Source organism: Ruminococcus sp., from assembly GCF_016283395.1.
The window spans coordinates 180,130-204,794 of record NZ_JAEEMU010000032.1 but is presented as its reverse complement, the minus strand read 5'-3'; the positions used below and the strand labels follow the sequence as shown (position 1 = coordinate 204,794).

Here is a 24,665-nt window from a genome sequence, read left to right as displayed (position 1 = left end):
GCAGCCTTTCTGATAGGCTGCTTTTTAGTTTTTTTCAGAAAAGATCCAGCATACTGTCGAGATAGACCTCTTCACGGACTATAAGCTGGTATTTAGGCTTTATGAGATAATAAAGCCAAAATTCAAGATTGACAGCACTTCCGAGTCCTCTGCCTTCTATTTTGAAATTTGAAAAACCGAGGGGCAGATAGGTGCTGATAATGTCATCAATACTGATAAATCCGGGATTTTTCATTGCCTTTGAAAAACGGTATCCGTTCCCGGCATCCGGTGCTGTGCAGATGTGGTCGGTGCAGTTTTCTCCGAGATTTTTCCAACTTACATTTTCATAGCACTCTTTTCTGTCTTTACAGTAAAACGAGCAGCATTCATTGCATAGAAATTCGACTTTATCTTTCTGAACCTGCGAGAGTGTATCAAGTTTATCGTACAGCTTATTCAGCCTGAAATCAGGAACAACATATTTAAAATCATTCCGTTCTGTTTCCTTTGCAAACTGCTCAAAATCAGTCTGAACCTTTGTAGTCGAGGAGACGAAATAAAGACTGGGATAATTATTTTTAATATGTTCAAGCAGAAGATCCGAGTGTATGATAACGCCGTTCTGTACGCCTTTGCTATCGGCAAAAAGCTCACACAGGGCATTGCATTTCCTGTCTAAGAGATGTTCAGGTTTTAAAAGCGAATTGCTGAAAGTGAGCCTTGAAGAAATACCGTATTCATTCATAAGTGCGAGTACATCTTCAGCTTCACATTCTCCGAATCCGACGCGTCCGCCGCCCCAGATACAGTCGGACGGCGCACCATATACAGATGCTATTTCGCACCAATCGTAGAAATATTCCCGGTGCTCACGGTACAGCGGCAGAAACACACTGTACAGGTCATAGAACTCGAACAGACCAGGAAGATGAAAATAAGCTTTATTTTGTGCCTTGTTTTCCATATGTGATCATACCATTCTCTTTAATTTTAGGAATCTGAAGTATTGTTCACGCTTGTAATATGATGTATCGCAATAATCTGTTTGTGTTTCCACCCATTTTAACGTAACGGCTATTTCCTTGTATCTATCATAGTGATTGATGATGTTTTTCAAATGTACCATATTTTCTTCTCTCATATGATTCATACTCCAAATCCTAAATACAGATTTACAGCAGGAGGCCTATGTTTAATCTACGCACAAATTATAGCAAAAAACGCAGAAAAAGTCAATGTAATTACTTCGTAAATATGTAAATAGAAAGAGCAGTCCCGTGATATAATCCCAATAGAGTAGACACACAGAAAAGTATGAAAACTCTAAAGAGGTTATATCATAGCGGCTGCCCATTGCTTTTTATGTAGCTGTAAAAAAGTTCTCTCCACCATAACTAAGAAGTAGCTTAATGTATAATAAATATGTATTTATCGAGGGTAAACCAGTCTTAAACAGTCAGGATAAATTACTCGCCTCTTATCCCTGTGAATATCAAGCAAGTTGACGTATAGAGTAATATTGATGAAAAAAGTCTCCCTTTGTAGTCTTTAGCTGCACGGAAAATACAGTAAAGAGAAAACAGGATTCCAGGAATTCCTGCGGATAATCCGATACATTTGAACCATGCTTCCTCAGAAAAACACTCGGATGCTATAGGATATGTCCCGATCTGAATGAAATGTCCGCCCCAATTGATAAGAAAAGTAAACAGGAATATTCAGATAGTCTGGCTTTGTCAATCTTTGTATATGATATTCTATGTTTTCAATAAAATGGCAATAGTTTTCAGAACGGTAATGTGTAGATTGAATACTATCTACTCTGGAAGTTAGGGGATAGGATAAAAAGCACCACAGGGTGCTTTCTGTTATCAGTCTTCCGTATAGAGAACAAATCAAATGTTTTTTAACTTAGATCAGGCGCCGCAAAACATACTAAAATATAATACTGATATACAGAGCGGCAGCCGTGGCTGCCGCTTGATTATCTGTTTATTTTTGGTATATGATCTGATATTATTGGCGAATGTACAAATGAACAATACACCGCAGCAATTGAGTGTCAACGTTTCTCATGCACCATACGCAGATCAATATGCTTCACTATTCTTTTCAAATAACATAATATCGGCACTATGCTCGTTGAGATCGTTCCAGAAAAGATGATTGCCCTCTAATGTGAACTCAGCCGCCCCATCTGTATATTTTACAGTTTCGGTAGGCTTTGTCTCTCCATCCTTGAACTCAACTAAAGTCATTTTACCATTGCCGTTGCATATAAGCTTACCTTTATCAAGTGTCAACGGATAATCCCAAATTGTATGAGCAGTTGCACTTGAACTCCATGATACCTTAGCCTCGAACATATCTTCACCCTTATAAGAGATCTCGATTATAGCTCTTCCACAGATCCATGAGCCTGGGTATGCTTCCTCAGCTTCTCTTCCGTCATCACCTATTCCGCCTTCACCATAGAGTTTAACATAATGAGATGGATCGCCGCTTTCAAAATTTATATCCGACTTTTCACCGTCATCTGCGAATCTCTTATACAGTTCGCCTGTATCAAGATACATACAATAAAAATAGCTGTTGGTTTTGGTATCAAGCTCTCTCCTTATATATCCGGTATAATACATGATCGCTCCATAGTGGTTATTGTACTCTTTGAATCTGCCATCTTTTGTAATATGGAAGAAGGCTGCTATCGGATCGCCGTTTTCGTACCAGTATCCCGACAGTGCGTCGTAATCCACAGCATTATCAGTATTTGCAATTATTGTATCCTTATCTGCTGTGATCTCTGATTTGTCTGTGACAGTTGTTCGTGAAGTTGATGTTGAACTTGAAATTGTTTTGTTTGTTGAAGCTGTAGTATAAGATGTTGTAATAACTGTGGTTCCAACAGATGTAGTATTTGTCACAGTAACTTGATTATTCTCTGATGTTGCTGAGAATGGTTCCTTTGGATAATTATTATCTATGGTATCATTACTGTTTTTGAAAATAAACAATGAACTTAACGCTATAACACCAACCGCAGCAACTGAAGCGGAAACATTAAGGACTCTTCTAAATACTGGCTTTCTGTACCTCTCTATACTCGAAACGCTATCATTATATTCGCCTGCGTTCTGTCGAGAAGCTATCTTTCCTTTTATTCGCGAATAAATTCTTTCTCTGAGTTCGTCGGAAAAAACAATATCATTATTAACGTTATCTTCTGATAACTCAGAAAAACTATCTTTAATTAAATCTATGATTTTCATTTTTTACCACTCCGCATCCACACCTGCTTTAAAAAGCAGATTTTTTTTTTTTTTTCTTGCACGCTGAATCCTTTTTTGTACTGAGTATGCAGTCATATTATGTTCTGATGCAATCTCTCCTGATGATCTGCCATAATAATAATGATCAATTATTATAGATGAATCAGGCTCTCCCAACTTATTCACACAGTCTATGAGTATACCTTTAACTTCCTTACGCTCAGAAGTACTCTCAAGATTGTTTTCAGAGGGTTCATAGTTCGGTGCAAGTTCATCAATTGGGACTGTTCTTTTGTTTTTCAAAGAAAGTCGCCTGAAAAGATCAATTGAGTTTCTTTTTGCAATAGTAGAAATAATAAATTTTAGATTATCGTTATAAGCTTTTCCAGATTGAACTGTACAGAATATGTCGATGAATATATCCGCCACACATTCTTCTATATCTTCGGCAGTTCCGCAGTGCCTTAGATTGTTAGCGGCTATGGTATATACATATTTACAATATTCATCGTATAATGCACGCTGCCATACATCTGAAGGACCATCCATAAGCTTAATAATCTGATTATCTGTCATTTTTTCACCACCTTTAAGCGTCTTCGTTATTCATAATCGCTCTTTCATATGCTAAGTGGACATATTTTTTTAAATTTATCTACTTCAAAATTGATTATTATAAAACTGATTTTACTGCAAGAGCAGTGATAAGCAAGCATAAATAACATAAACAGGTGCTCCTATTAAGAAGCACCTGCTCTTTGTTTATTCTTCTTTGGTGATACCGTTAACGCCTCTTTACTCAAAAGAGGGAACTATATCCACATAAGGGTAGCTGCCAATATAGGTATCCACAATGTATCTGTTGAGATTGAACCACTTGCTGCATTCATCAAGGATTATAGCGTCAGCAGAAGCTATGATCGGTTTTGTTTTTAGTATCGAATCAACAGCGTCCTCTGTCAGAACTTCAAGCTCAAATGGTATATCCTCCGCAAGCTCATATATACGCTGCTTCAGCCTGCCTGAATTTGAAACAGGCTTATCAAGGTAGATGACAGCTTTTGAGACTCTCAACTCGCTGAGTGCCTTGATTAGCATTTTGATACCCTCGTCTGTCTGAGGTATAAGGCGATATGTGCCATGCAGACCTGCAAGGTCTCGGACAGTGCCGTCCATACATTTAAACAGCATCGACTGCGAACAAGCTATTTCAAGTCCTATGATAACATTGAAACCATCAATATATATTGTCTCTCCACTTATGTCAGTGACCTGACGGCTTTTTCGTTCAACGATACTTGCAAGCGGTGAGATCGTTCTTGCAAGAGCGAGTCTCTGGCGCTCAGAAAGCTGATAATGGTCGCCTACAAATCTTGTTGCATTCGTCATCATATAGCCCCTGTTTTGCAGAAACAGCACCTCCTCCGCGGCTCTTCGCAGAACAGGGAGACTATTATCGCTGAAATCCCTTTCGTCGGTCGGCATAAAACCTCGTCTTGCATTTGCCATTTGCTCCACCCCATAGTATTTAATAAGGAAATCCGAATATTCATCAGGCAGCTTATCACAGATCAACAGTGCATATCGTTTGTGTGTTCTCAGGTACTTTTCATACATATCACGATTTTCAAAAAGAGTCGGTGAACTCATCATAACAGCGGCAGCTATGGTGATAAGTTCCTTTTGACTGAGCCTTTTATAAGCTTTTACTCCGCTCCAGACTTTTGGCGATTCGGTAAAAATCCTGTCATATATACTGCTGTCAAAGTATCTGCACGGTCTACTATAGCCTTTATCACGGAAAGCCTTCAACAGATTACCGTGAACTCTATGGCTTACAGTGGGGATATACACGGTATATTGACCAATTGTGACCTTCCCGAGAATATAACAGCAGCCTGAGAAAAGTTCGCCTTTACCGTAAAGATTGTCTTTTATAGTTACACTTCTGAGAGAAGTGCATGAGAACGCATTTGTTTCATATTCCAGCCAATTTGTTCCGCAGTCTATCATAATATTACCGATTTTGTGTTCCTTGAATTCACGATCAGTAAAGCAATATTCGTGCAGATTGTTTTTCCTCGGCTTCATCACTACAAGATCACCGTCTATCCGCACATCCGTAAACCAGCTCCTATGCGGATATGCACTGCCGCCAGGGTAATATGCATCGACGTAATGCGGAACGAATTCCCTTGACGCGCAAGGCATGATGACCTTCGCCATAGTGTATGAATTGACAATGCCCCACATGTTACGGTTGCATGGAAATGCCCCGTATTCAAAATTCACGCTGCTGCATTCCGAAAGATTAAGCGTACATTCATTATGAACAGACTTCTCCATAAAAGTAACTGTCGAGCCTTTTTGAAAACGCACTGCCTTCCCCGCTCCAACAAGAAGTACTCTGTAATTGTACATACTATCTTTGATAGGTGCAATTATCAACGAATAATTCTTGTGAAGAGGAGTATCAATGAATATGCTTCCATTAAATCGTATCGCCGAATCCCTTGCCATAGAAAAGCCTTCAAGTCCGCTGGCACGGAAGATCTCATCGCCTAAGGTAATCATTCGTTGTGTAATATCGAAGAAGCGCAGCTTCTCGCAGTACATGAACGCTCTGTTTCCTATACTGCAAAGCCATTCGGAAAACCTGACGCTTTCAAGATTTCTGCATGAATAAAAGCACTTTTCAGGAAGTTCTCTGACACTTTCAGGAAGGACAGCACGTCTGATACTGCTGTTTGAAAAGCAGCCTTCTCCTATCTCTTTTACGCTGTCAGGCAGAAAAATTATATCGGCATTAACATTCGCAAAAGCTTCCTTTCCGATCTCGTTAGTGACATGGCCACCAATACTATGCGGAGCAACGACCTCGCGTTCTGTGCCAGTATAATGTGTTATTCTCAGTTTACCGCCTGACTTTATCTTGTAATGCCAGCCCTGAGCCTTTGACTCTTCAAAAGAAATATCAAAATGAGGAACATAATAGCCGATGTTCTTCGTTTTTTTAACAGGCTCGCACGGAGCGTAGACCTCAGATGCCTTCAAGAAATCCCTGCCTTTGGCAAGTTCACGTTCGTCCATATTTCACCTCAGTATTGAATAGTTTTGTAATCCTTGAAAAACAGTCCATTGTCCTTTATTTTTTCGTCAGTAAGGTGCAGGGTCACAGGATAAAGCACTCTCGCAGCACCGTCATCGTAAGAGAGATACGGCTCGAATTCCTGACTTATCTCATACCCCGGCGGAAACTGATTAGACACCCAGCCAGGATCGCATGAATACACGAATATCCTGTCACCTGCAAAATCAGAAGCAATAGAGTGTGTCATCATATTCAGCGAAGCCTTTGCCATATTTGTGTGAACGTGACGGGCAAGCTTCTGCTTGGTGTTGAACCTGCCCTCCACGGAGCTTACGTTTATCACGAAGCGGTTATGAGACTCTCCGTTTGCAAGGCAGTGCCGCAGACAGTTAGTCAGCATAAACGGTGCTGTAACATTAATGAGCTGGACCTCTAACAGTTCCTGCGGTGATATGTCCTCGGGCTTCCGCACCCATGAGTTATCATGTTCAGTCTCGCCGTAGTCCACAGCTTTTATGCTCGGCATTATCGAGAATGAGCTGTCGGGGAGCGTTAGCGGATAAAGGCTGTCTCCCTCTATCATAATGGAATTTTCATGTGCAGTTAACGCGGTGTAATACTCATTTGACTTCTTGACCGTCTGAGCGGCATTGTTCACCAATATATCGAGTTTTCCGCCGCAGAGCTCCTCCACCTTGGCAATGAGCTCGTGTATACGGTCAACACGCATAAGATCAAAGCCTATTATAGTGAGCCTGTCCTTGAACATCTCATAATCAGGCTCCTGCATATAGCTTTCGAGTGCAGATTTTGGATAACGTGTTATGGCAATAACATTCGCTCCCTGCCTAAGAAGACGCAGGCATACAGCGTATCCTATCTTGATGCGTCCGCCTGTAACAAGTGCGTTCATTCCCTTGAGATCACGGTATACCCGACGCATATCTTCATTGAACGCCTGACAATCCGCACATATCCCATAGTGGTCGATATTCCTTTTTCTGCATATCAAACATATCCGCACTTCGTTACCTCCTCCTGCTTGACAAAATATATATATCATGTTAAAATATAATCGCCGATAGCTTAGAAAGCGCCTTCACCTCATGAAGGAGATGCGGTCTTACCGTTCGGCAAGCCTGTATAGTTCAAAGTGAGAGCTTCCGCCCTGCTAAGGCGGAAAACGGCGGTTAAACTCCGCCAACAGGCTTAAATATGTTTATCAGGCGTACAATGTGTACGCCTTTTTTGAATTTTGTTTCGCTATTCAGAACAAAACAAGCTTTATGCTAAATAGTTTATTCTTAATAATTATAGCACATTGAATGTAAGTTTACAATACCATTTTCCCTGTTTTGCCTTTAGACATGCAAGCGTTATGATATGCGAAAAAGTGATCTTATGCAATAAAAAACACATCTACCCACTTATAGACAGCAGACGAATATAAATGGCTTTGCCTAAAGCGACTAAGAACTTAGTCTCTTTTATTTTGCATCATTTATGATCGTTATTATATTAATTGGCAAAAAACGGCTTGCCTTTTCAAAAAAAATATATATAATAAAAGCATAGGTCTAACATTTCAGTTGAAATGATTTTTCAAATGTATTTTAAGAGGAAGTGATTTGATTGAGATCAAGCTGTATCAAAAAGGTAATTGGCATTGCTGTTTCTTCAGCAATAATCGTCTCATCTGTACCGTTTGTATCTTCTGCAGCAGATAAACAAATACGCGGAAATATAGACGGCTACGAATACGAGATGTGGAATCAGAACAATACTGGTGACGTAAGTTACGAATATGAAGCAGGCTCTTTTTCCTGTTCATGGGAAAATATAGAAAATCTTATAGCCCTTATGGGAAAGTCTTACGACGATCAAAGAAAAAATTACAAAGCTTTTGATGATGTATCATTCAGCTACGACATCGAATTCACACCTCATGGAAATGCTTTTTACGGTGCATATGGCTGGACACGAAATCCGCTTGTGGAATACTACATCGTAGACGGTTGGGGCAGCTGGAGACCTTGTGCTTCTTCAAACAGCGAATTACTGGGTACAACTATCGTTAACGGAAATGAATATGAAGTATTCAAAACACAGCGTTATAATCAGCCATGTCTTGATGGTCCCAATTCATTTCCACAGTATTGGAGCGTTCGCACGAAAAGTGATTCTAAAAATAATATGACCAATCACGTAAACGGCTGCATAGACGTTGCAAAACATTTTGACTCATGGGCGGAAATCGGACTTGATACAACAGGTACTCTGTATGAAGCGGTGTTTACCGTTGAGGCGTACAGATCAAGCGGCAGTGTCAAACTTAACAGCATAAAAATAGGTGAAGGAAAAGATAACACCCCTCTTACAGTATACTCCAATAAATACTATAATCATGAACAATCAATGTATACCGATGCAGGCTATTTCTTTATGTATAATTTTGATTACTATTTAGATGACTGGTCTCCGCGTGACAATGAGTTACTGAAAAGAAGCCTCTTTAGCTATGAAGGACCAAATGCTATGCTTGTAACAAATCGATCTGCGGCATGGCAGGGACCGAGTATTTACCTCGGCTCAGATAAATACGAGCCCGGTGAAACATACAGCTTTGGTGCTTTTGTAATGCAGGATTCAACGGAATCTGCCAATTTTGAACTTGTGCTTCAATATTTGAACTCAGACGGAAAGTTCCAATATGACACGATCGCAGAAATAAAAGCCGAGAAAGGACAATGGAACGAACTGTCAAATTACTTCTATACTATCCCCGAGGGTGCAAAGCAGCTTTCACTGTATATTGATACTCCTGATTACACAGATGATTTCTATGTTGATAACGCTTATGCTGGAAAAAAGGATACTCTTCCATTTTATAAAGCTGATATCGAAGGCTCTCACCATCAGCGCGGTGATGTGAACCGCGACGGTATCGTTGATGTTTATGACCTTATACTGCTCAGGAAAACGATTATCCAGTTATCATCCACAAGCGATTTCCCTCCTATGAATTCCGATGTAAACGGTGACGGCTCAGTTAATATCGCAGATGTTGTAAGCTTACAAAAATTTCTCCTCGGAGATGAAAAGTCTGATGATCAGGAAATCACAACTACCACCACAACTACGACTACTTTGACTACTACCTCATCAACTTATACGACTTCTTCAACCACAACCATCGAGAATAGCAGTCCGATCACTACATCACAGACTTCAGGAGCAGGCTATGAACATATAACACAGGAAAAAGCCATGGAAATGATGAAGGCTGACGATGGCCATGTTATTGTCGATGTGCGACGGCAGGATGAGTACGACAGCGGTCATATTCCAGATGCGATACTGATACCGAATGAGTCTATCGATACTGAGCAGCCGAAAGAATTGCCGGACCTCGATCAGATCATTCTTGTATACTGTCGAAGCGGCCGCCGCAGTATAGAAGCGGCGCAAAAGCTTGCGGATATGGGATATACTCATATCTATGAATTCGGCGGTATAATCGACTGGACGGGTGAGGTCGTCACAAATTGATAATAAAAAAGTGCATAGAACTAAGAGTTTCGTGACAGACAATAGTTCTCAGCATAATAAGAAAAAATGTTATGATAAAACGTCTGAACGGTTCGATTATCGTTCAGGCGTTTTTGCGTTTGCTTAAAAGATTGACAAGCTTACTGCTGTATAGTACAATTGGATTACAGAAATAAACGGGAAATGATATACAAATGACACATCTATATGATACAATATGGCTAAAGGGAAAAGGAGTGGCTTGATAATGAGGATATTGCTTATAGAGGACGATCTTCAGATATGTGAGGTAACGAGAAAATACTTTACAAGCAAAGGTGCTGAGATAACTATAATAAACAACGGCAGTGAAGCTGTGAGTATCACTAAAAATGAACTCGAAGGCTATTCTATCGTACTTCTTGACATTATGCTTCCCGGGGCTGACGGATTTACGATCTGCCGAAACCTAAGACGTTTCAGCGATATCCCGATAATATTCATTACTGCAAGAGGCCATGAAGAAGATATACTTCACGGCTATGATCTCGGCTGTGATGATTATATAGTAAAGCCGTTTCTTCTTTCTGCCCTTTTCGCAAAATGCTCCGCCATGGTAAAACGAAATGAAGGCTGCTCGGACAGCGTTATATCATGCGGTGCAATAAAGCTTGATACCCGTAAGCTTACCTGTTATGTTGACAATGAAGAGATCGAGCTTACTCCAAAAGAGTTTTCTATTCTTAGCTACCTTATGGAACATCAGGGCTGGATAGTAAATCGTGACACTCTTCTCGATAAGGTGTGGGGAGATGATTTCTTCGGTATCGACCGCGTTGTGGACAATACTATCAAGCGCATCAGAAAAAAGCTTGGAAACGCAGGCAGTCAGATACACACTGTCATAGGACGGGGGTACAAGCTGACAGAAACATAAAGGAGTTGATCCTATGAAAAAGAAATACAAAAAGAAAAAACGCGAAACTCTGCCTAAGATACTAATTAAGTCTTTCTCTGTAGCTATCGCATTATGCCTGATTTTTGCTTACGGATTCTGGGAATATCAGGATCAAGAAGCCTTAAATCAAGCTTCAAACAGTATCGAAGATAACGTTTCGTGTGTGCAGAGCTGGGTAAACCGAACCGAAGCAAAAAACAGCAGCAGAGATACGATGTCCGAACTAAGCAGCTACCTTACAAAGTATGTGTATTTTGATATAATGTTTGAAGATGAGTTTTCCAAAAACGGAGGACCACAGATAGTATCAAGGTATTCTGAGGACAATCACGCTGTTGCAGCTATAGTTGACAAGGACAATAATATCGTCGCATCTAATCTCCTTACATTACAGGTATTTATAAGTTTCGGTAAAGATGCTCCTGATAACGGAACCTATATTTGTCCCGAAAAAGATAATATCCCCGAAGTACAGCAGCTGTATAACGATCATCGTGAACTTGCCAAAGAAGAGACATTTAATTCATGGGTTGAAATGAAGCTTGAAAGTGCTTATGTAAACAAAAAAGACCACACTTTCATACCTCATAAGGGAAGTATGAAACTTAAAAAATATGATTATGACAATGTCCCCGAAAACAGCGAGCCCGGATATGAAATACTGAGAACAAAAGAAATAGATATAACTATAGATGATGATAATTATGAGCTTTTAGAGCTTGACAGCCTTTCATCAAAGAATTATCCCGTATGTACAATGTTCAACTTATGGGGTGAGGAGCAGGACGTACTGGAAAGATTTTACAATGATTGTAAGTATTCGGAAGACGGCGGTTCATTCGGCGGATATAGTGGTGACGGAGAGGAAGGTTGGTGCGTTGAACGCTCTTTCCCAATATATATCAATAAGGAACAGTATTGTGTATTCCTGCGTTATACCGTAAAACATACCACACCTGAGTTCATGAAGTTCTACTGGAAATACGTCATTCTTTTCAGCATTGCCGTATTATCTATAGCTGCACTTTACTGCTGGAGAAAGAATGTAGTAAATAAGGCTAAATACGCTATGGACGACTATCAGCGCGATCTTACCAACCACCTCGCCCACGACATAAAAACTCCGCTTATGGCAATAGGCGGCTATGCTGAAAATATAATGGAAGTTGAACTGACAGAAGATGAGAAAAAGCAGTATCTCAGTGCTATACTTGATAACATAAAGTTTACGGATTCCATTATCAACAAAACACTGTTCCTTAACAGTCTCGAAGGCGGTTCTGAGATAAAATACGAAAAGATAAGCGTTGAAACTGTCGTTAAGGATGCGATAAAGAAGTATGAGCCCATACTTGAAGAGAAAGGTATAAAATTCACCGTTGAAGGCAATACAGAGATAAAAGCTGATAAAACTTCATTTGAAAACATCATCGAAAACCTTATCTCCAATGCGGTAAAATATACCGCCGAAAACGGTTCTATAAAGGCTTCCTGCGAGCGCAAAAAGCTTATCATAACAAATACTGTCAAGGAAAAGGTCGATGTAAAAGACCTGAAGAAGCCTTTCGGGCGAGGTGAAAAATCAAGGAGCAATCTAGGCGGAAGCGGACTCGGTCTGTCAATAGCCGAACGTGCTGCTGCGTTAAACGGATTTAAGCTGAATATCTCATGTACAAATACAGAATTCAGTGCTGAGATAAGATACTGAACATTATCAGAAAAATGATATCATAAACAGAACACCAGGAAATATCCGACAAAAAAATCCCGAAACTCACTTACATGTGTAAGTTTCGGGATTTTGTTTATTGATTATGTGATGCCGGTTTTATACTTTTATGCTTACTCAAGAAAGGCAAGATCAGATTCATTAACTGCTTCGAATGTACAGTTCTGTCCGTTTTCGTCACATACACGTTTAACACAGTCATTAAGTGCCAGCTGTTTGAATTCATCTTTTGACATAGGTGGCTTTGCGTCATCTTCAAAAGCTATATCTGTAATTGTAACTGTATAATGCTCTAAATCATAATTTGTGTGTTTTATGTCACTCTTCATCCATATACCTGTTTCATAATCGATCAAAATTGTAAATTCACATGTGCATATATCAAAGCTTTCTTCTTCATCATCATCAGGTGAACTCTCATATTGAATCTTAATATCTGATGTTCCGCTTATAACAGCACATTTTCTGCCAAGATATTCTTCAAAACCTGTAATATTCCAGTTATCAAAATTTTCAAGCAGATTCTTTCCATCCGACGATGCATCATTGATCAGATAATTTAAATCATCGTTTTCAAGAGTGAAGAATTCTTTTTTGTTGCCGCCTATCTCATTGCTCTCAGATTCACCAATTCCAGCTACAGTGTTATGATAGAAATATTGGGTATAATTAGTATCATGCACAATACTTCCATCGTCACGATAATATCCGCCAATTGATGTTCGTGTTGCTGTATTCTGAGTATTATCGACGCTGATTTCGGTGTTTTCTTCATCATGATAACCTGTATCATAATCAGATCGGCTTTTATAAGAATATGATATTTTGTCAAAATTCTTTGTCATGCCGTTTTCACATATTGCAAATATCAAATCCTTAGTGACATCAGACTGATCAATTTTCTGTTCAGCATTTGTTCCATCGATTACACTATTCACTGTAGTTTCAACGTCATTCAGTGTAGTTGTTTCTTCAGCTATTTCAGTCGACGGCATTGTGCGGCTGTTGTTTTTCAGCATAATTACACCACCGCCAATAGCTCCCCCTACAAGAGCAATACTCATCACAGCTGCAGGGATCCTTTTCCACAGATGACGACGTGTATACTTTTCGACGCCTCTGACTTCATCAGTGAATGCATTGTCATTGCTGTTCATACGTTCTTTAACTTTTTCATACATTTTATTCTTGTGATTGGGTTCTGCCTGAGGGTATTCTGAAGACAGTTTTTCTAAAGTTTTTTCATCTGGATTTCTTAGCATATTTATTATTCTCCTTTTGCTTTTCATACTTATCACTCCTTATCAACAAAAGTCTGCGAGATTATTTTTCAGTTTTTTCATTGCCCGGCTTATTCTGGCACGGACCGCAGTTGGCGAAAGCCCCACTATTTTTCCAATCTCTGACGACTTTCTGTCGTAGAAGTATTTTTGTATTATGATTATGGAGTCTGGTTCGCCAAGTGCTTTTATTGCATTTATAATTGCTTCGGAAACAAACGTGTTTTCAGCAGCCTGTTCTATATCCGTGTCGGAAACTATCTCACCGAAATCATCACTGTCAATAGAGATATTATTATATGCTTTTCCCTTAGCTTTTCTTAGCATATTTATTGAATTTCTTTTTGCAACAGTTCCAATGTATGCTTTTAGTGAGCCGCTTATGTCGGGATCATAGTTCAGCATGACATTTGCAAATATGTCAATGACACATTCTTCAATATCATTTATTGAGAGCGTTCCGCGAAGAATACGCAATGCAATCGCATATACGTAGTTGTAGTATTGATCAAATAAAGCACGTTGGCCATCATCTGGCGAATGCTTCAGCTTGTAATTTATTTCGCTGTCACTCATCCGTTGGCTCCTTTCATAATTTTTTGAGTCTGTTCAGTACAACTGTATTGAATATACTGACATTCTCTAAACAGATCTGCTTTCACTTAATACATACATTTCAAGTAATGAAAATGTTACACAAATTCCAAAAAATTTTTTTGAACTGAGATAATTAAGCAGATCAGTGCTTTTTGAGCCTATATAATCTGCTAAGAAGTCTTTGAAACTAATTTACATATTTCTGCAATGCAAGTTCATATGCTTTTTTATTCTTCGCATCCAATGACAAAAATGCTCTTTCCCTTGAATTTCAGGCGTATGTAATATTCAAATTATATCACATACAGTCCCTTTTTTCAATGAAAAGAGCACTTTTAAAATGAGAACAAACTTCCTCTTTTATTCATATATCTTATGTGTAACACTCAGCAGATATTATTAATTAATAGAGCTTTGATTGATCTCGGCAATAATATCATTTGCTTTTTTTATCTGTTTAAAGAACGTAATGTAGTAAACTGCTGCACTTATTATAAATGGGATAGTGACGGATAGGATCATTTGCCACATGGCATTTGTATCAGTATCAGCTATAACGTCGGCAAGCTTTACAAATCCAACGGTTGCGCCTGCTACTATGGCGTACTGAGCTATCAATACGGGTATAAGCGGAAAACGCTGGAGATAGAAGTGAAGTGCCAGTACAGCAGTAATGATTATCGAAAATCCAAGACAGGTGAAGATGTTTTCAGTGTAGTGTTTGTCGGTAAATCCCATGACTTTTTCAAGAAGAAGTTTTCCGCATACTACCAGCGTGAAGCTGATACAGACTATTGATATAAAGTTCTTTTTGTTTATCAGCTTCATTTTCTGTTTCTCTCCTTTATTCGTTCAAGCTCAGTCATGAATTCTTTTTTGTATCCTCTGTTCATTATGAGCTTTTCACCATTTTTCAGAAAAATGGTCGTTCTCATATTAATATCGCCTTGCAGATGATCTATCTTATATACGTTAACTACTGCTGATTTACTTATTCTGATAAGACCTGCATCTGAAAAGTTATCGAGTACATTTCTCAGTGTTATCCTCATTTCGATACACATTTTATCCGTGTATGCAAATGTTTTTCTGTCCACTGTGTCAAAATACAGCACTTCTGTAACAGGTACGGAAACGTGTTTTTCATCACAGGTTCCTTCCACATTTGAAAGCGTAGTATCGAGACGGGAGATAAGTTCTTTTGTCTCATCGTTTATCTCATCATAATGCAGTTCGAGATAGTTTTCTTTAAGTCCTCTTTCTTTTGTCTTTATCAGTTTCATTCAAAAAAATCCTTTATAATATAAACATTACACAGAGCAGAGCGTATGAAAGCTTTGCATTTCTGTTTGTAAGAAGGTATACGCTTCCGAGTGCAAGTCCGCAAACTGCTGTAAAAATACCTGCTGCAAACGAACCCTTTGACCACCAGTGACCGAGTCCCCATGTCAGTGCAGCGATAATGCCGCCATAAGGTATATTCTCCTTGCCGAACCATATCTCGCAGGCTTTCTGTCCACAGACAATGATGAGCATAACGAGAAATACTTCAATAAAATAGTATATGTACTGGAATACGAAGAGGAGCGGACCTTTGTGCTCAAGCTCTGTGATGACTTTGCTGCCGTTCCAGTCTATCCATGTGGATATAAGGCAAGCTGCAACGCCTATCGCTATGCAAGCCCACTGCCACGGACGTATCTTCTTGTCAGTCTTTGGGAAAAGATCGTAACCCTTTTTCTTTGTGCTGCGGAGTATATATATTGCAAATGCTCCCCAGATGATGTATGTGAGTACCCAGTGCAGTATGCTCTGCCAAGTATTGAATTCTTTAATGGTGCAGTTATATATCTTCTGCTCGATACAGAATGCGAGTATGCCTTCACAGCCTAATGCAAGAAAAGCAGCAAGTGCGTATGTAAGAATATCAAATCCCTTGAGAAATCTGCCATTTGTCTTTCTGTTGATATCAGTTGATGTTAATGTGTTATTCATGATGAATACTTCCTTTCGTGTGGTATGTCTGAATTATACCCGAAAGGAAGCCTATGGTCAATAGATCTGTGCGTGACCTGCACTGAGAGATGTATGACCTGCAATTTTTGAGCATACATTGATCATCAATCATGCCGTTGGTCGTTATTACTGAACACTTCACAGAATCGTCCTGCAAAAGCAGGCGGTTCGTTATTATTGTTCAAATGGGAAATATCACCGAAAGCTGTGACTCTGAAATAAGCTATCCCCTTGCGCCGTTCTTCTGTGCAGACAGTGGTCACTGATGTGGGAGCAGCCATAAAACCGTGCCATAGCAGCATAGGTGAGATACCGAGAAGATGTCCGAGCATTACGCATTCAACTCCGAAATGGCAGAACAGCGCGATAGTATCTTCGTTCGGACGTACAGCGTTATAGTAATTACCGTTTCGTTCATAGCCGTGTTCGGCAAGCAGATCGTCAAAGCCTTTCTGTACATAAGCGATACCGTTTCTCATATCCGCTTCCGACATAACGGGAACATCTGTCCACTTGTCTTTATCATAGTATTCGGGGATTTTTGTCCAGTCCTGCGGAAGCATATCCCATGCGATACGACGCTGACCGTCAGGTCCGATAATAAGGTTCCTGTCGAATTCACGCAGCCAGTCCAGAGTTTTTGCAGTGCGTCCGCATTTCTTCAAGGTGTATCCAGCGGTGTCCTGCGCTCTGCCAAGCGGTGAAACGTAATAGTCAGCGATATCCATAGGAGCGATACGCTCAGCAAGAAGTTCAGCTTCTCTGCGTCCCTTTTCAGTAAGAGAGTCTATAGTATAGTCAGGATCGCCATGCCTGATAAATAGCAATTTCATATTGTTTGCCTTTCTTAATTTACTTTTCTTCGATGAACATTCCTGTCAGCTTCGGAACATTGAAACGAGTCATGAACAGATCACATTTACACAGGAATTCGTAGAATACGTGCCTGCCTTGTCCTGACATTGATTCATAATTGCCCTGACCTTTAGCGAGTATTACGTCTGAATTATCAAGGACTGTTTTTGCTTCATCGGGAAGCATTTCGTATATAGTACCAGCTATCGCTTCGCCATTGGATATTATCCGTGCTACAGTATCCAGTCCGACATAATGTGCGTCTTTAGCAGTTGCATCGTTCAGAACATCTCCGCCGCGAACCATCGCCGTGACGATGAGCTGCGGAAATCTCTTTTTAAGCTGTTCAAGCATAAGCTTGTCGAGAACTATTTCTCCGCAGTTATCACATATAAGAAGAAATGTTCTGGCTTTTTCGCACTCACTGAGAAAAGCTTCATATGTGCCTGCATCGTCTTTACGCATATCAGTATTGCGGAACAGTGCAAGGAACTCGTCACTGTCAATGCTGTTCATAGCTCCGAAGTCTATATAATTGCCTATACGGGACATTATCAGTGCCTTTGCAAGCGGATCATCGGAGGAGTTTATCTCACGGCGAAGTCGGTCCTCCATAGAAAGTACAAGATCATTGTATTGCTTCTTTATCGCACTGTAATCCGCACTTTCGCCGAAATATTCAAGATGTGCTTTGTTGAAAAGATAGACCATATACGGGCTTGTGTCCGTTTCTTTTCGGTTATCGAGAAGCCTTTTTATCTCAGCAAGATATCCGGCGTTATTGGTTTTGTTCTTCTGACGCTCATACAAACATTCAGCGCAGCTTTGTGAAATTCGCATTATATACCTCTTTTTATTTTATGTGATATGGTTTCATCTGTCAGATAATTTTCTCAAGTATAAGCTTTATATGGGTATGCTCAATTAATTCAAACCCAAAATCTTTTCGTATCTGCCATGAAGTATAGGAAAGTGTGAATGTATCTCTGTCCTGGACTTTTTCACGGCTTTCCCATGCCTTTTCCGAATGCTGTCAGATAACCTGTAATATAGGCAACACTTATCATTCCGCACATACAGCATGATGTCAGAATGATCTGTGGTATATTGTCTTTAAATGAAATACTGCAAATAATTACAGCCACTATGCTAAGTATAAAGGCAGCGATCCCGACCACTTTTGACGGAAGATATACGTATGTATTACTTTTGCTGTCTGCCCAGAATAAAAAGACTGCCGCGGCAGCTGCCATGCAGCAAAGCACGGCAACAATTATTGCCAGGATATTGTATCCCTTATTAAAGAACCATAGTCCTGAAACTGCTATCAACTCAGGGATCGCTGCATAAAACGCTGAGATAAGACAGCTTACAGGTTCAAGATCATGTATGTCGATCACAATATAAGCGATACCTGCAAGCGCAAGTGAAAGCAGATAAAGCAGCCGTAGATGTGAGATAAGATAAGCCATATTATACACCTACCTTTGCTTGTTTCATTCATTATATCATAACCATGCAGATAAATCAATCTCAAGGGGCGCATTAGCCGGATATAAAATCATGTCCTTTTGTTGATTTTCAGTCATACGTGATGTATAATTGATATGAAAATGATCATAAAGCTATCAAAAAAGGAGCAATATAAATGGATATTGATTACCTGTTATTTTTACAGCGTTTCAGAGAAAGAATAAATGATGCACTTACACCTTTTATGGAACTGGTATCACTATTTGCTATATCATTCCTGATCACGATACCTGCTTTCATTTATTGGTGTAAAGATAAACGTATCGGGCTGTATGCACTGTCAACATATGCTTTGAGTTCGGTGCTTACTGTTGTCGTAAAACTGACTGCCTGCGTCTACCGACCGTGGATAAGGGACAGCCGTATCATTCCGGCAGGTAATGCTGTCATGTTTTCTACAGGATATTCATTCCCAAGCGGTCATACTGCCAATGCAGCGTCCATTTACGGGTGTCTTGCACTTAGAACACCGAAAAAACGAAGGTGGATATCGTTCGTTTGTGTATTTATGATACTGCTCACCGCTTTCTCACGAAATTATCTGGGAGTACATACTCCACAGGACGTTATCACAGCTATACTGCTCGGAACGATCGCTGTACTATTTATGTCAAAGCTGTTTGCATACCTGTCAGAGCATACAGAAAAAGAAGATATAGTTCTGGCGGCAGGGATAGTTTTCTGTATAGCGGCACTGGTATATATATCCGTAAAGCCGTACCCGAGGGATATAGTGAACGGTAAACTTCTCGTTGATCCCAAAGCGATGATGAAAGACGGCTTCGGCTGCATAGGCAGACTTACAGCCCTTTGCGTTGCAAGATACGCTGAGAGAAAATGGGTAAGATACACCCCGTCCCTATCGCCTAAAACCATTATGCTCGGGATAGCAGGTTCTTTTATCACAGTGCTGATAATAACTTTCGGCATTTTTCCGCTGAGATCCTTATTCGGTCTGCACTGGGGAGCTTTTGCCAAGAACTTCATTATGATGACATTCATTATATTGATATGGCCTGCCGTTATGAAACAGAGTACCAAAGATAAAAAACGTTTTTCCAATGATATATCATAGAAGGTCTTAATATAAAGCACAGAAAGGATTTCTGTACAAGAAAGGTATTGACATAAATATCTAAATGATATAAAATAATTATCAGCAGCATATTGCTGTAAAAATGATATTGGAAGAAAAATATGAAGAAAAAAGTTTGTGCATTGATGTTTTGTACATCTGTGATCGTATGCGGCATTACAGGCTGTGCCAAAGACTATGAAACTATGAAAGCACCTGAAGGAGGATGGACCATGGAGGAACTTCTCAATGTTACATACCTATGCGGTAAACAGCTTTCATATCCGCTAACAGTGGATGACCTGGGGAAGGATTTTACAGTTGATACAGATGTGCAAAAGATAGACAACAGGTATGTTACTAATATCAATTATAAAGGAGAATACTTTGCTCCATGTATATTTGGTGCTGATAATAATACCGATAGTGATTTGAAGTATTTCAGCAGTTTTGCTGTTGATATGCCGCAAAATACCAAGGGATTTGATTTCAGTCTGAACGGTGTCGGTTTCGATAATACGAAAGATGAAATACTTAAAGCATTAGGAACTCCTGATTATCAAAGCGACAACACTAATATTATACATTACAAAGACAGACAAGATTCTCCTCGCAAACTGATCATTATTTTTAACAATAATGATCTGAACGAAGTTTCCTTTGTATTCGGAAAGAATTGACAAGCAGAAAAGAACATTAAAAAAGGCGGTTTTAACCGCCTTTTCTCTGTTGGATTAGCATACTAAAAAAATGATGTGCAACCATTGATTATTAAGTTTCTTGACAAAATATGCTTTATAGTATATAATAACTAAATATGATATGAAACCCAAAGGGGGAGATAATTCATTGGTTTTTAAAATAGGTGATGTATTAAATGTTGATGGTACTGAATATCTTATCATCGGCAAAATAACATACAAAAACACAAAAGACAAAATGCGCTGGGATGAATACCGAATGAAGCCTGTTAATGGCGGAAGCGAAAAATGGCTCAGCATAGATGATGTTTATCATGAATACTCCATCAGCCAAGTAAAATACGGCATTAGTGAATGGGGATATGATCTTGTAGACAGTGGAACAGAAGTGGTCGTTAGCCGAAGCGGCAGTGTTGATGTACATTTTGGTGATCGTGCTCAATTTTATGAATATGAAGATTCGACAGAGGAAAAGATCATCTCAAAGGAAATATGGAGCGATGAAGTTGAGATGAGCGAAGGATATTATCTCGATGAGGACGAGATAACTTTTGTTCGCCATGATAAAAAGGAAGCATTTAAAACAAGATATCTGGGCTCTGTGATAACATTAACCTTTATAGGGATACTTTGTTTGATCATGTTCGGACCATATCTGGCTTCATTTTTTCATAAAGTGCCGACTATTCAAAAGGTGTTAGATGATGATTATCACTTAAGTTACGTTACTTCGATAACAGGTAATGAAGATCTGAAGGCAAAGGTATATAAAACAGACTCGATTTTTGGAATAGATAAAGTAACCAAGTGGATAATTGATGCCATTGAAGGCGAGATCGAACAAATCCAGCCGGATACCACAGAAGGAAGCGAAGCTGTAGGCATACTTACAAAAAAAGAATACTGTCTGGTATACATAGCTGAAAGCGGTGATGTGTATGTACAGGTGTCCGGTCGAAAATATGCATTTAAAAATGATACCGCACCATACTGCAGTACAAGTAAAGTACATGATTATTACAAGCTCTTTTATTATTCGGCAGGCTATGATAAAGACAAAGATACCTACAATAATTCATCATCGCCATATGATTCATACTATGGCGAGCCCATTGTATTTTCATCTAATACGTATAAGGTTTACTCAGAAACTGTCAGACAAAACAGCATAAGACAAAGCAGCGTCAGGACGAGACGCTCATCGGGCGGCGGTCTGAGCAGCGGCAAATAACGGAGGTTTTTATGGATTTTTATAAAGATATACTTGAAATGGCAATATATTCCTTCCTCGGAGTGATATTAATGGTTGCAGCCAATTTTTTCATAGATCTGGTGATACCATGTTCGTTTCCGGAGGAGATAAAAAAAGATAATAAAGCTGTAGGTTTTGTTTCGGCAGGAATAAATATAGGTGTAGGAATATTGCTTCGTGCTGCGATATACTCTCCCTCAGAAAGCGGTCAGACAGAGAGTCTGATGAACGGTATCCTGAGCAGCGTTCTGTATTTTGTTGCAGGTGTTGTTTTCTTTATGCTTGCCTACCTTGCGATCAAGTTTATAAACCGCAAGTACGAGCTCAACACCGAGATCGGTAAAGGCAATACTTCTGCCGGTATCATGGTAGCAGGTATTTTCATCGGAATTGCTATCCTTATCAGCGGTGTTATAATGTAAGGTGAACAAATGAAAAATTATCGCATACTTATGCTGACAACACTTATTATCTCAGGCTGTTCTATGGTCTATGAGCTGATAATAAGTGCTGTCAGCTCTTATCTTCTGGGAGATTCCACATTTCAGTATTCTGTAACTATAGGACTATATATGTTTGCACTGGGAATAGGATCCTTTCTTTCTAAATATATAAAGAAAGATCTGTTCAACAGTTTTGCCATGGTCGAGATATGTATAGGCTTGATCGGCGGAACAAGTTCGCTTGTACTGTTCCTTGCCAATCTGTATATCGAATCATACGCCTGTGTAATGTATATCGAGATAATCCTTATCGGTACTCTTGCAGGACTTGAAATACCTCTTCTGACACGTATTATTGAAGAGGACAGAAACGAACTCAGGCTGACACTCTCCTCGATTTTTTCATTTGATTATATAGGTGGTCTGATAGGCGCGATCGTCTTTCCTATGCTTTTGCTGCCTCATCTTGGCTACTTTGCAACAGCTTTTCTTGCCGGTGCTTTTAATCTTATATGTGCAACCGTGATTATTTTTTCATTCAAAAACCGATTGAAAAAAAGCTTTTTATTCCGTATCGCATCTGTCGTTCTTCTTGTCATTATGGCAATAGGCATGGTATTTTCCGAAAATATCAGCAGGGTAATAGAAAGCGGACTCTATAGAGATAATGTTATACTTATCGAACAGACACAGTATCAGAAAATAGTCGTTACAAAGCATAAGGAAGATGTTCGTCTGTTTATAGACGGCAACTGTCAGTTTTCATCTGCTGACGAATATCGGTATCATGAAAGTCTTGTACATATCCCTATGCTTTATGCTGAAAAGCACGATAAAGTACTTATCCTCGGAGGCGGCGACGGACTGGCAGTCCGTGAATTGCTGAAATACCCTGATATCAAACAGATAACTATGATCGACCTTGATAAGGGTATGACTGATCTATGCCGTTCTGACAAGCAGATCTCAAAAATCAATGAGGGATCATTAAACAGTGATAAGCTGACTATAATCAATATGGATGCTTATCAATACCTTAAAGAAACAGACGGGCTTTTTGATGTTATAATCGTTGATCTTCCCGATCCGAATAATGAGGCTCTGAATAAACTTTACAGCAACATATTCTATCGCTTATGCGGCAATCACCTTACCGACAACGGTATAATAAATGTACAGTCTACCAGTCCTTATTATGCTCCTAAAGCTTTCTGGTGCATCAACAGAACTATCGAAAGCGAAGGATTTGAAGTTAAGCCTTATCATTTGCAGGTGCCTTCTTTCGGAGATTGGGGATTCAATATGGCAAGCCGTGCTGTACTTGAAAAGAAGCATAAACTTGCAGTTGATACTCGTTATCTTTCCGAAGATAATATAGAGTCTCTTTTCTCTTTCGCAAAGGACGAAGTTGATACAAATACAGATATCAATCAGCTTACAAAACCCATTTTGATCCAATACTATAATGAAGCTGTAAAAGATTGGGAATAAAGCTTCTTTTGTCTGACTTTTCCTGCAATGTAAAAGGAGTACCTGCATTTGAATCCAAGCAGAACACAACAAAGTTATCCCTGACAGAGACCAAACCGTATTTTTTCAACGTAGTCCTGTACTCGGTCTCACAGTCGGGAAGCCAGTTGTAAATATCTGTTTCTATGGTATTATACCTACCTATTCCTTTAAAAGAATAATGTCCGACAGAATGTGGATGAGCGGTATCTATGCTTGAGTTTATTGATCTGTCGATAAATTCCACTTCAAATTCATCTGCAGGTATTGATGTGATTGCCACAACGACATACACTGTATTATCTTCAAGATCATTCTCATTAAAGTAGTAATTTAATTTCGTTGATCCTCTGACACCATTTGTGGCATTAAATAAATATCTGTTTTCAAAATAATTAACATCAGGATCAGGTGCGTCATATTCAATTTCAAAAACGACACATACAGCTCCGTCCACAATATGTGTAGCTCCATAAGTGTTGCGGAATTCCTGTGCGGACTCAAAAACTGTAGATATCCATTCAAGAAAATTTTCCGCGCACTTTTCAGCTGCGGACTGCTCTGCAGCATGGACAGGCATCAATGTTGCAGTAGCTGTTAACAGTGCGATCGGTCTGGCTTTCATATCAATTTCTACGTTCTGTATTAAATTTTGTAAAAAGCAAGGTCATTGATCTTGCCCCCTTAATATAAGGAAATAATTTATGTTTTATATACTTATTATGCTATTGCTTTTTGCATGAAGTCAATAGAATATCGGTAAGTTGTTTTTTTACCATGGTAAGCTGCATTTTCAATGGGAGGTATGTTGAAGTCTATGTTTACGAACTGCTGTGTTTGATGTTAA

The 24,665-nt window shown here is 39.4% G+C and carries 22 protein-coding genes and 1 tRNA gene; 9 read left to right on the top strand and 14 right to left on the bottom strand.

Going from position 1 to position 24,665, the window contains the following annotated elements:
- Positions 1–34: 34 nt before the first annotated feature.
- From QZZ41_RS01495 to QZZ41_RS01475, 5 genes are all read right to left on the bottom strand, one after another.
- Complete coding sequence (locus tag QZZ41_RS01495) at positions 35–946, bottom strand: hypothetical protein (protein WP_295067104.1); 912 nt, start codon at positions 944–946, stop codon at positions 35–37.
- Between the two features lie 1,126 nt (positions 947–2,072).
- Positions 2,073–3,251 (bottom strand): hypothetical protein, encoded by a 1,179-nt coding sequence (locus QZZ41_RS01490; protein ID WP_295067101.1) that lies wholly within the window; start codon positions 3,249–3,251, stop codon positions 2,073–2,075.
- Positions 3,252–3,254: 3 nt separating this feature from the next.
- Positions 3,255–3,827, bottom strand: a complete 573-nt coding sequence (locus QZZ41_RS01485) for a sigma-70 family RNA polymerase sigma factor (RefSeq protein WP_295067098.1) — start codon at positions 3,825–3,827, stop codon at positions 3,255–3,257.
- A gap of 219 nt (positions 3,828–4,046) precedes the next feature.
- A complete protein-coding gene (locus QZZ41_RS01480; RefSeq protein WP_295067094.1) occupies positions 4,047–6,341 on the bottom strand; it encodes a DUF434 domain-containing protein in 2,295 nt (764 codons plus the stop codon).
- A gap of 8 nt (positions 6,342–6,349) precedes the next feature.
- Positions 6,350–7,366, bottom strand: a complete 1,017-nt coding sequence (locus tag QZZ41_RS01475) for an SDR family oxidoreductase (RefSeq protein WP_295067090.1) — start codon at positions 7,364–7,366, stop codon at positions 6,350–6,352.
- A 112-nt stretch (positions 7,367–7,478) separates the two neighbouring features.
- Between QZZ41_RS01475 and QZZ41_RS01470 the strand changes: the two genes are divergently transcribed.
- From QZZ41_RS01470 to QZZ41_RS01455, 4 genes are all read left to right on the top strand, one after another.
- Positions 7,479–7,553 (top strand) — tRNA-Ser (locus QZZ41_RS01470).
- 421 nt (positions 7,554–7,974) lie between these two features.
- A complete protein-coding gene (locus tag QZZ41_RS01465; RefSeq protein ID WP_295067088.1) occupies positions 7,975–9,891 on the top strand; it encodes a glycoside hydrolase family 11 protein in 1,917 nt (638 codons plus the stop codon).
- Positions 9,892–10,138: 247 nt separating this feature from the next.
- On the top strand, positions 10,139–10,807 hold the full coding sequence (locus tag QZZ41_RS01460) for a response regulator transcription factor (protein ID WP_295067085.1): 669 nt from the start codon (positions 10,139–10,141) through the stop codon (positions 10,805–10,807).
- A 13-nt stretch (positions 10,808–10,820) separates the two neighbouring features.
- Positions 10,821–12,536, top strand: a complete 1,716-nt coding sequence (locus QZZ41_RS01455) for a cell wall metabolism sensor histidine kinase WalK (RefSeq protein WP_295067082.1) — start codon at positions 10,821–10,823, stop codon at positions 12,534–12,536.
- Positions 12,537–12,670: 134 nt separating this feature from the next.
- Here QZZ41_RS01455 and QZZ41_RS01450 read toward each other — a convergent pair whose 3' ends face one another.
- From QZZ41_RS01450 to QZZ41_RS01415, 8 genes are all read right to left on the bottom strand, one after another.
- Positions 12,671–13,846, bottom strand: a complete 1,176-nt coding sequence (locus QZZ41_RS01450; RefSeq protein WP_295067079.1) for a hypothetical protein — start codon at positions 13,844–13,846, stop codon at positions 12,671–12,673.
- A gap of 15 nt (positions 13,847–13,861) precedes the next feature.
- Complete coding sequence (locus tag QZZ41_RS01445; RefSeq protein WP_295067076.1) at positions 13,862–14,413, bottom strand: sigma-70 family RNA polymerase sigma factor; 552 nt, start codon at positions 14,411–14,413, stop codon at positions 13,862–13,864.
- Positions 14,414–14,833: 420 nt separating this feature from the next.
- Entirely contained in the window at positions 14,834–15,262 is a 429-nt protein-coding gene (locus QZZ41_RS01440) for a hypothetical protein (RefSeq protein ID WP_295067073.1), read from the bottom strand.
- Entirely contained in the window at positions 15,259–15,717 is a 459-nt protein-coding gene (locus tag QZZ41_RS01435; protein ID WP_295067070.1) for a LytTR family DNA-binding domain-containing protein, read from the bottom strand. The genes QZZ41_RS01440 and QZZ41_RS01435 overlap by 4 nt, the downstream gene beginning before the upstream one ends.
- Positions 15,718–15,730: 13 nt before the next feature.
- Entirely contained in the window at positions 15,731–16,429 is a 699-nt protein-coding gene (locus tag QZZ41_RS01430; RefSeq protein ID WP_295067067.1) for a hypothetical protein, read from the bottom strand.
- A gap of 125 nt (positions 16,430–16,554) precedes the next feature.
- Positions 16,555–17,283, bottom strand: coding sequence for a histidine phosphatase family protein (locus tag QZZ41_RS01425; protein ID WP_295067064.1), 729 nt, complete (start codon positions 17,281–17,283; stop codon positions 16,555–16,557).
- A gap of 19 nt (positions 17,284–17,302) precedes the next feature.
- Positions 17,303–18,145, bottom strand: coding sequence for a DUF89 domain-containing protein (locus QZZ41_RS01420; protein ID WP_295067061.1), 843 nt, complete (start codon positions 18,143–18,145; stop codon positions 17,303–17,305).
- Positions 18,146–18,306: 161 nt separating this feature from the next.
- Positions 18,307–18,777, bottom strand: a complete 471-nt coding sequence (locus tag QZZ41_RS01415) for a hypothetical protein (RefSeq protein ID WP_295067059.1) — start codon at positions 18,775–18,777, stop codon at positions 18,307–18,309.
- Positions 18,778–18,953: 176 nt separating this feature from the next.
- Here QZZ41_RS01415 and QZZ41_RS01410 point away from each other — a divergent pair, with 176 nt between their 5' ends.
- The 5 genes from QZZ41_RS01410 (at position 18,954) to QZZ41_RS01390 (ending at position 23,800) form a co-directional block, all read left to right on the top strand.
- Positions 18,954–19,913: a phosphatase PAP2 family protein gene (locus tag QZZ41_RS01410; protein WP_295067056.1), complete on the top strand. Its 960-nt coding sequence runs from the start codon at positions 18,954–18,956 to the stop codon at positions 19,911–19,913.
- A gap of 122 nt (positions 19,914–20,035) precedes the next feature.
- Positions 20,036–20,593 (top strand): hypothetical protein, encoded by a 558-nt coding sequence (locus tag QZZ41_RS01405; RefSeq protein ID WP_295067053.1) that lies wholly within the window; start codon positions 20,036–20,038, stop codon positions 20,591–20,593.
- Between the two features lie 169 nt (positions 20,594–20,762).
- Entirely contained in the window at positions 20,763–21,845 is a 1,083-nt protein-coding gene (locus QZZ41_RS01400) for a DUF4178 domain-containing protein (protein WP_295067050.1), read from the top strand.
- 11 nt (positions 21,846–21,856) lie between these two features.
- Entirely contained in the window at positions 21,857–22,288 is a 432-nt protein-coding gene (locus tag QZZ41_RS01395; RefSeq protein WP_074715494.1) for a DUF350 domain-containing protein, read from the top strand.
- A 9-nt stretch (positions 22,289–22,297) separates the two neighbouring features.
- Positions 22,298–23,800 (top strand): polyamine aminopropyltransferase, encoded by a 1,503-nt coding sequence (locus tag QZZ41_RS01390; RefSeq protein WP_295067044.1) that lies wholly within the window; start codon positions 22,298–22,300, stop codon positions 23,798–23,800.
- Here the strand turns inward: QZZ41_RS01390 and QZZ41_RS01385 are convergent.
- Positions 23,745–24,443 (bottom strand): hypothetical protein, encoded by a 699-nt coding sequence (locus tag QZZ41_RS01385; protein WP_295067041.1) that lies wholly within the window; start codon positions 24,441–24,443, stop codon positions 23,745–23,747. The genes QZZ41_RS01390 and QZZ41_RS01385 overlap by 56 nt on opposite strands.
- Positions 24,444–24,665: the final 222 nt, after the last annotated feature.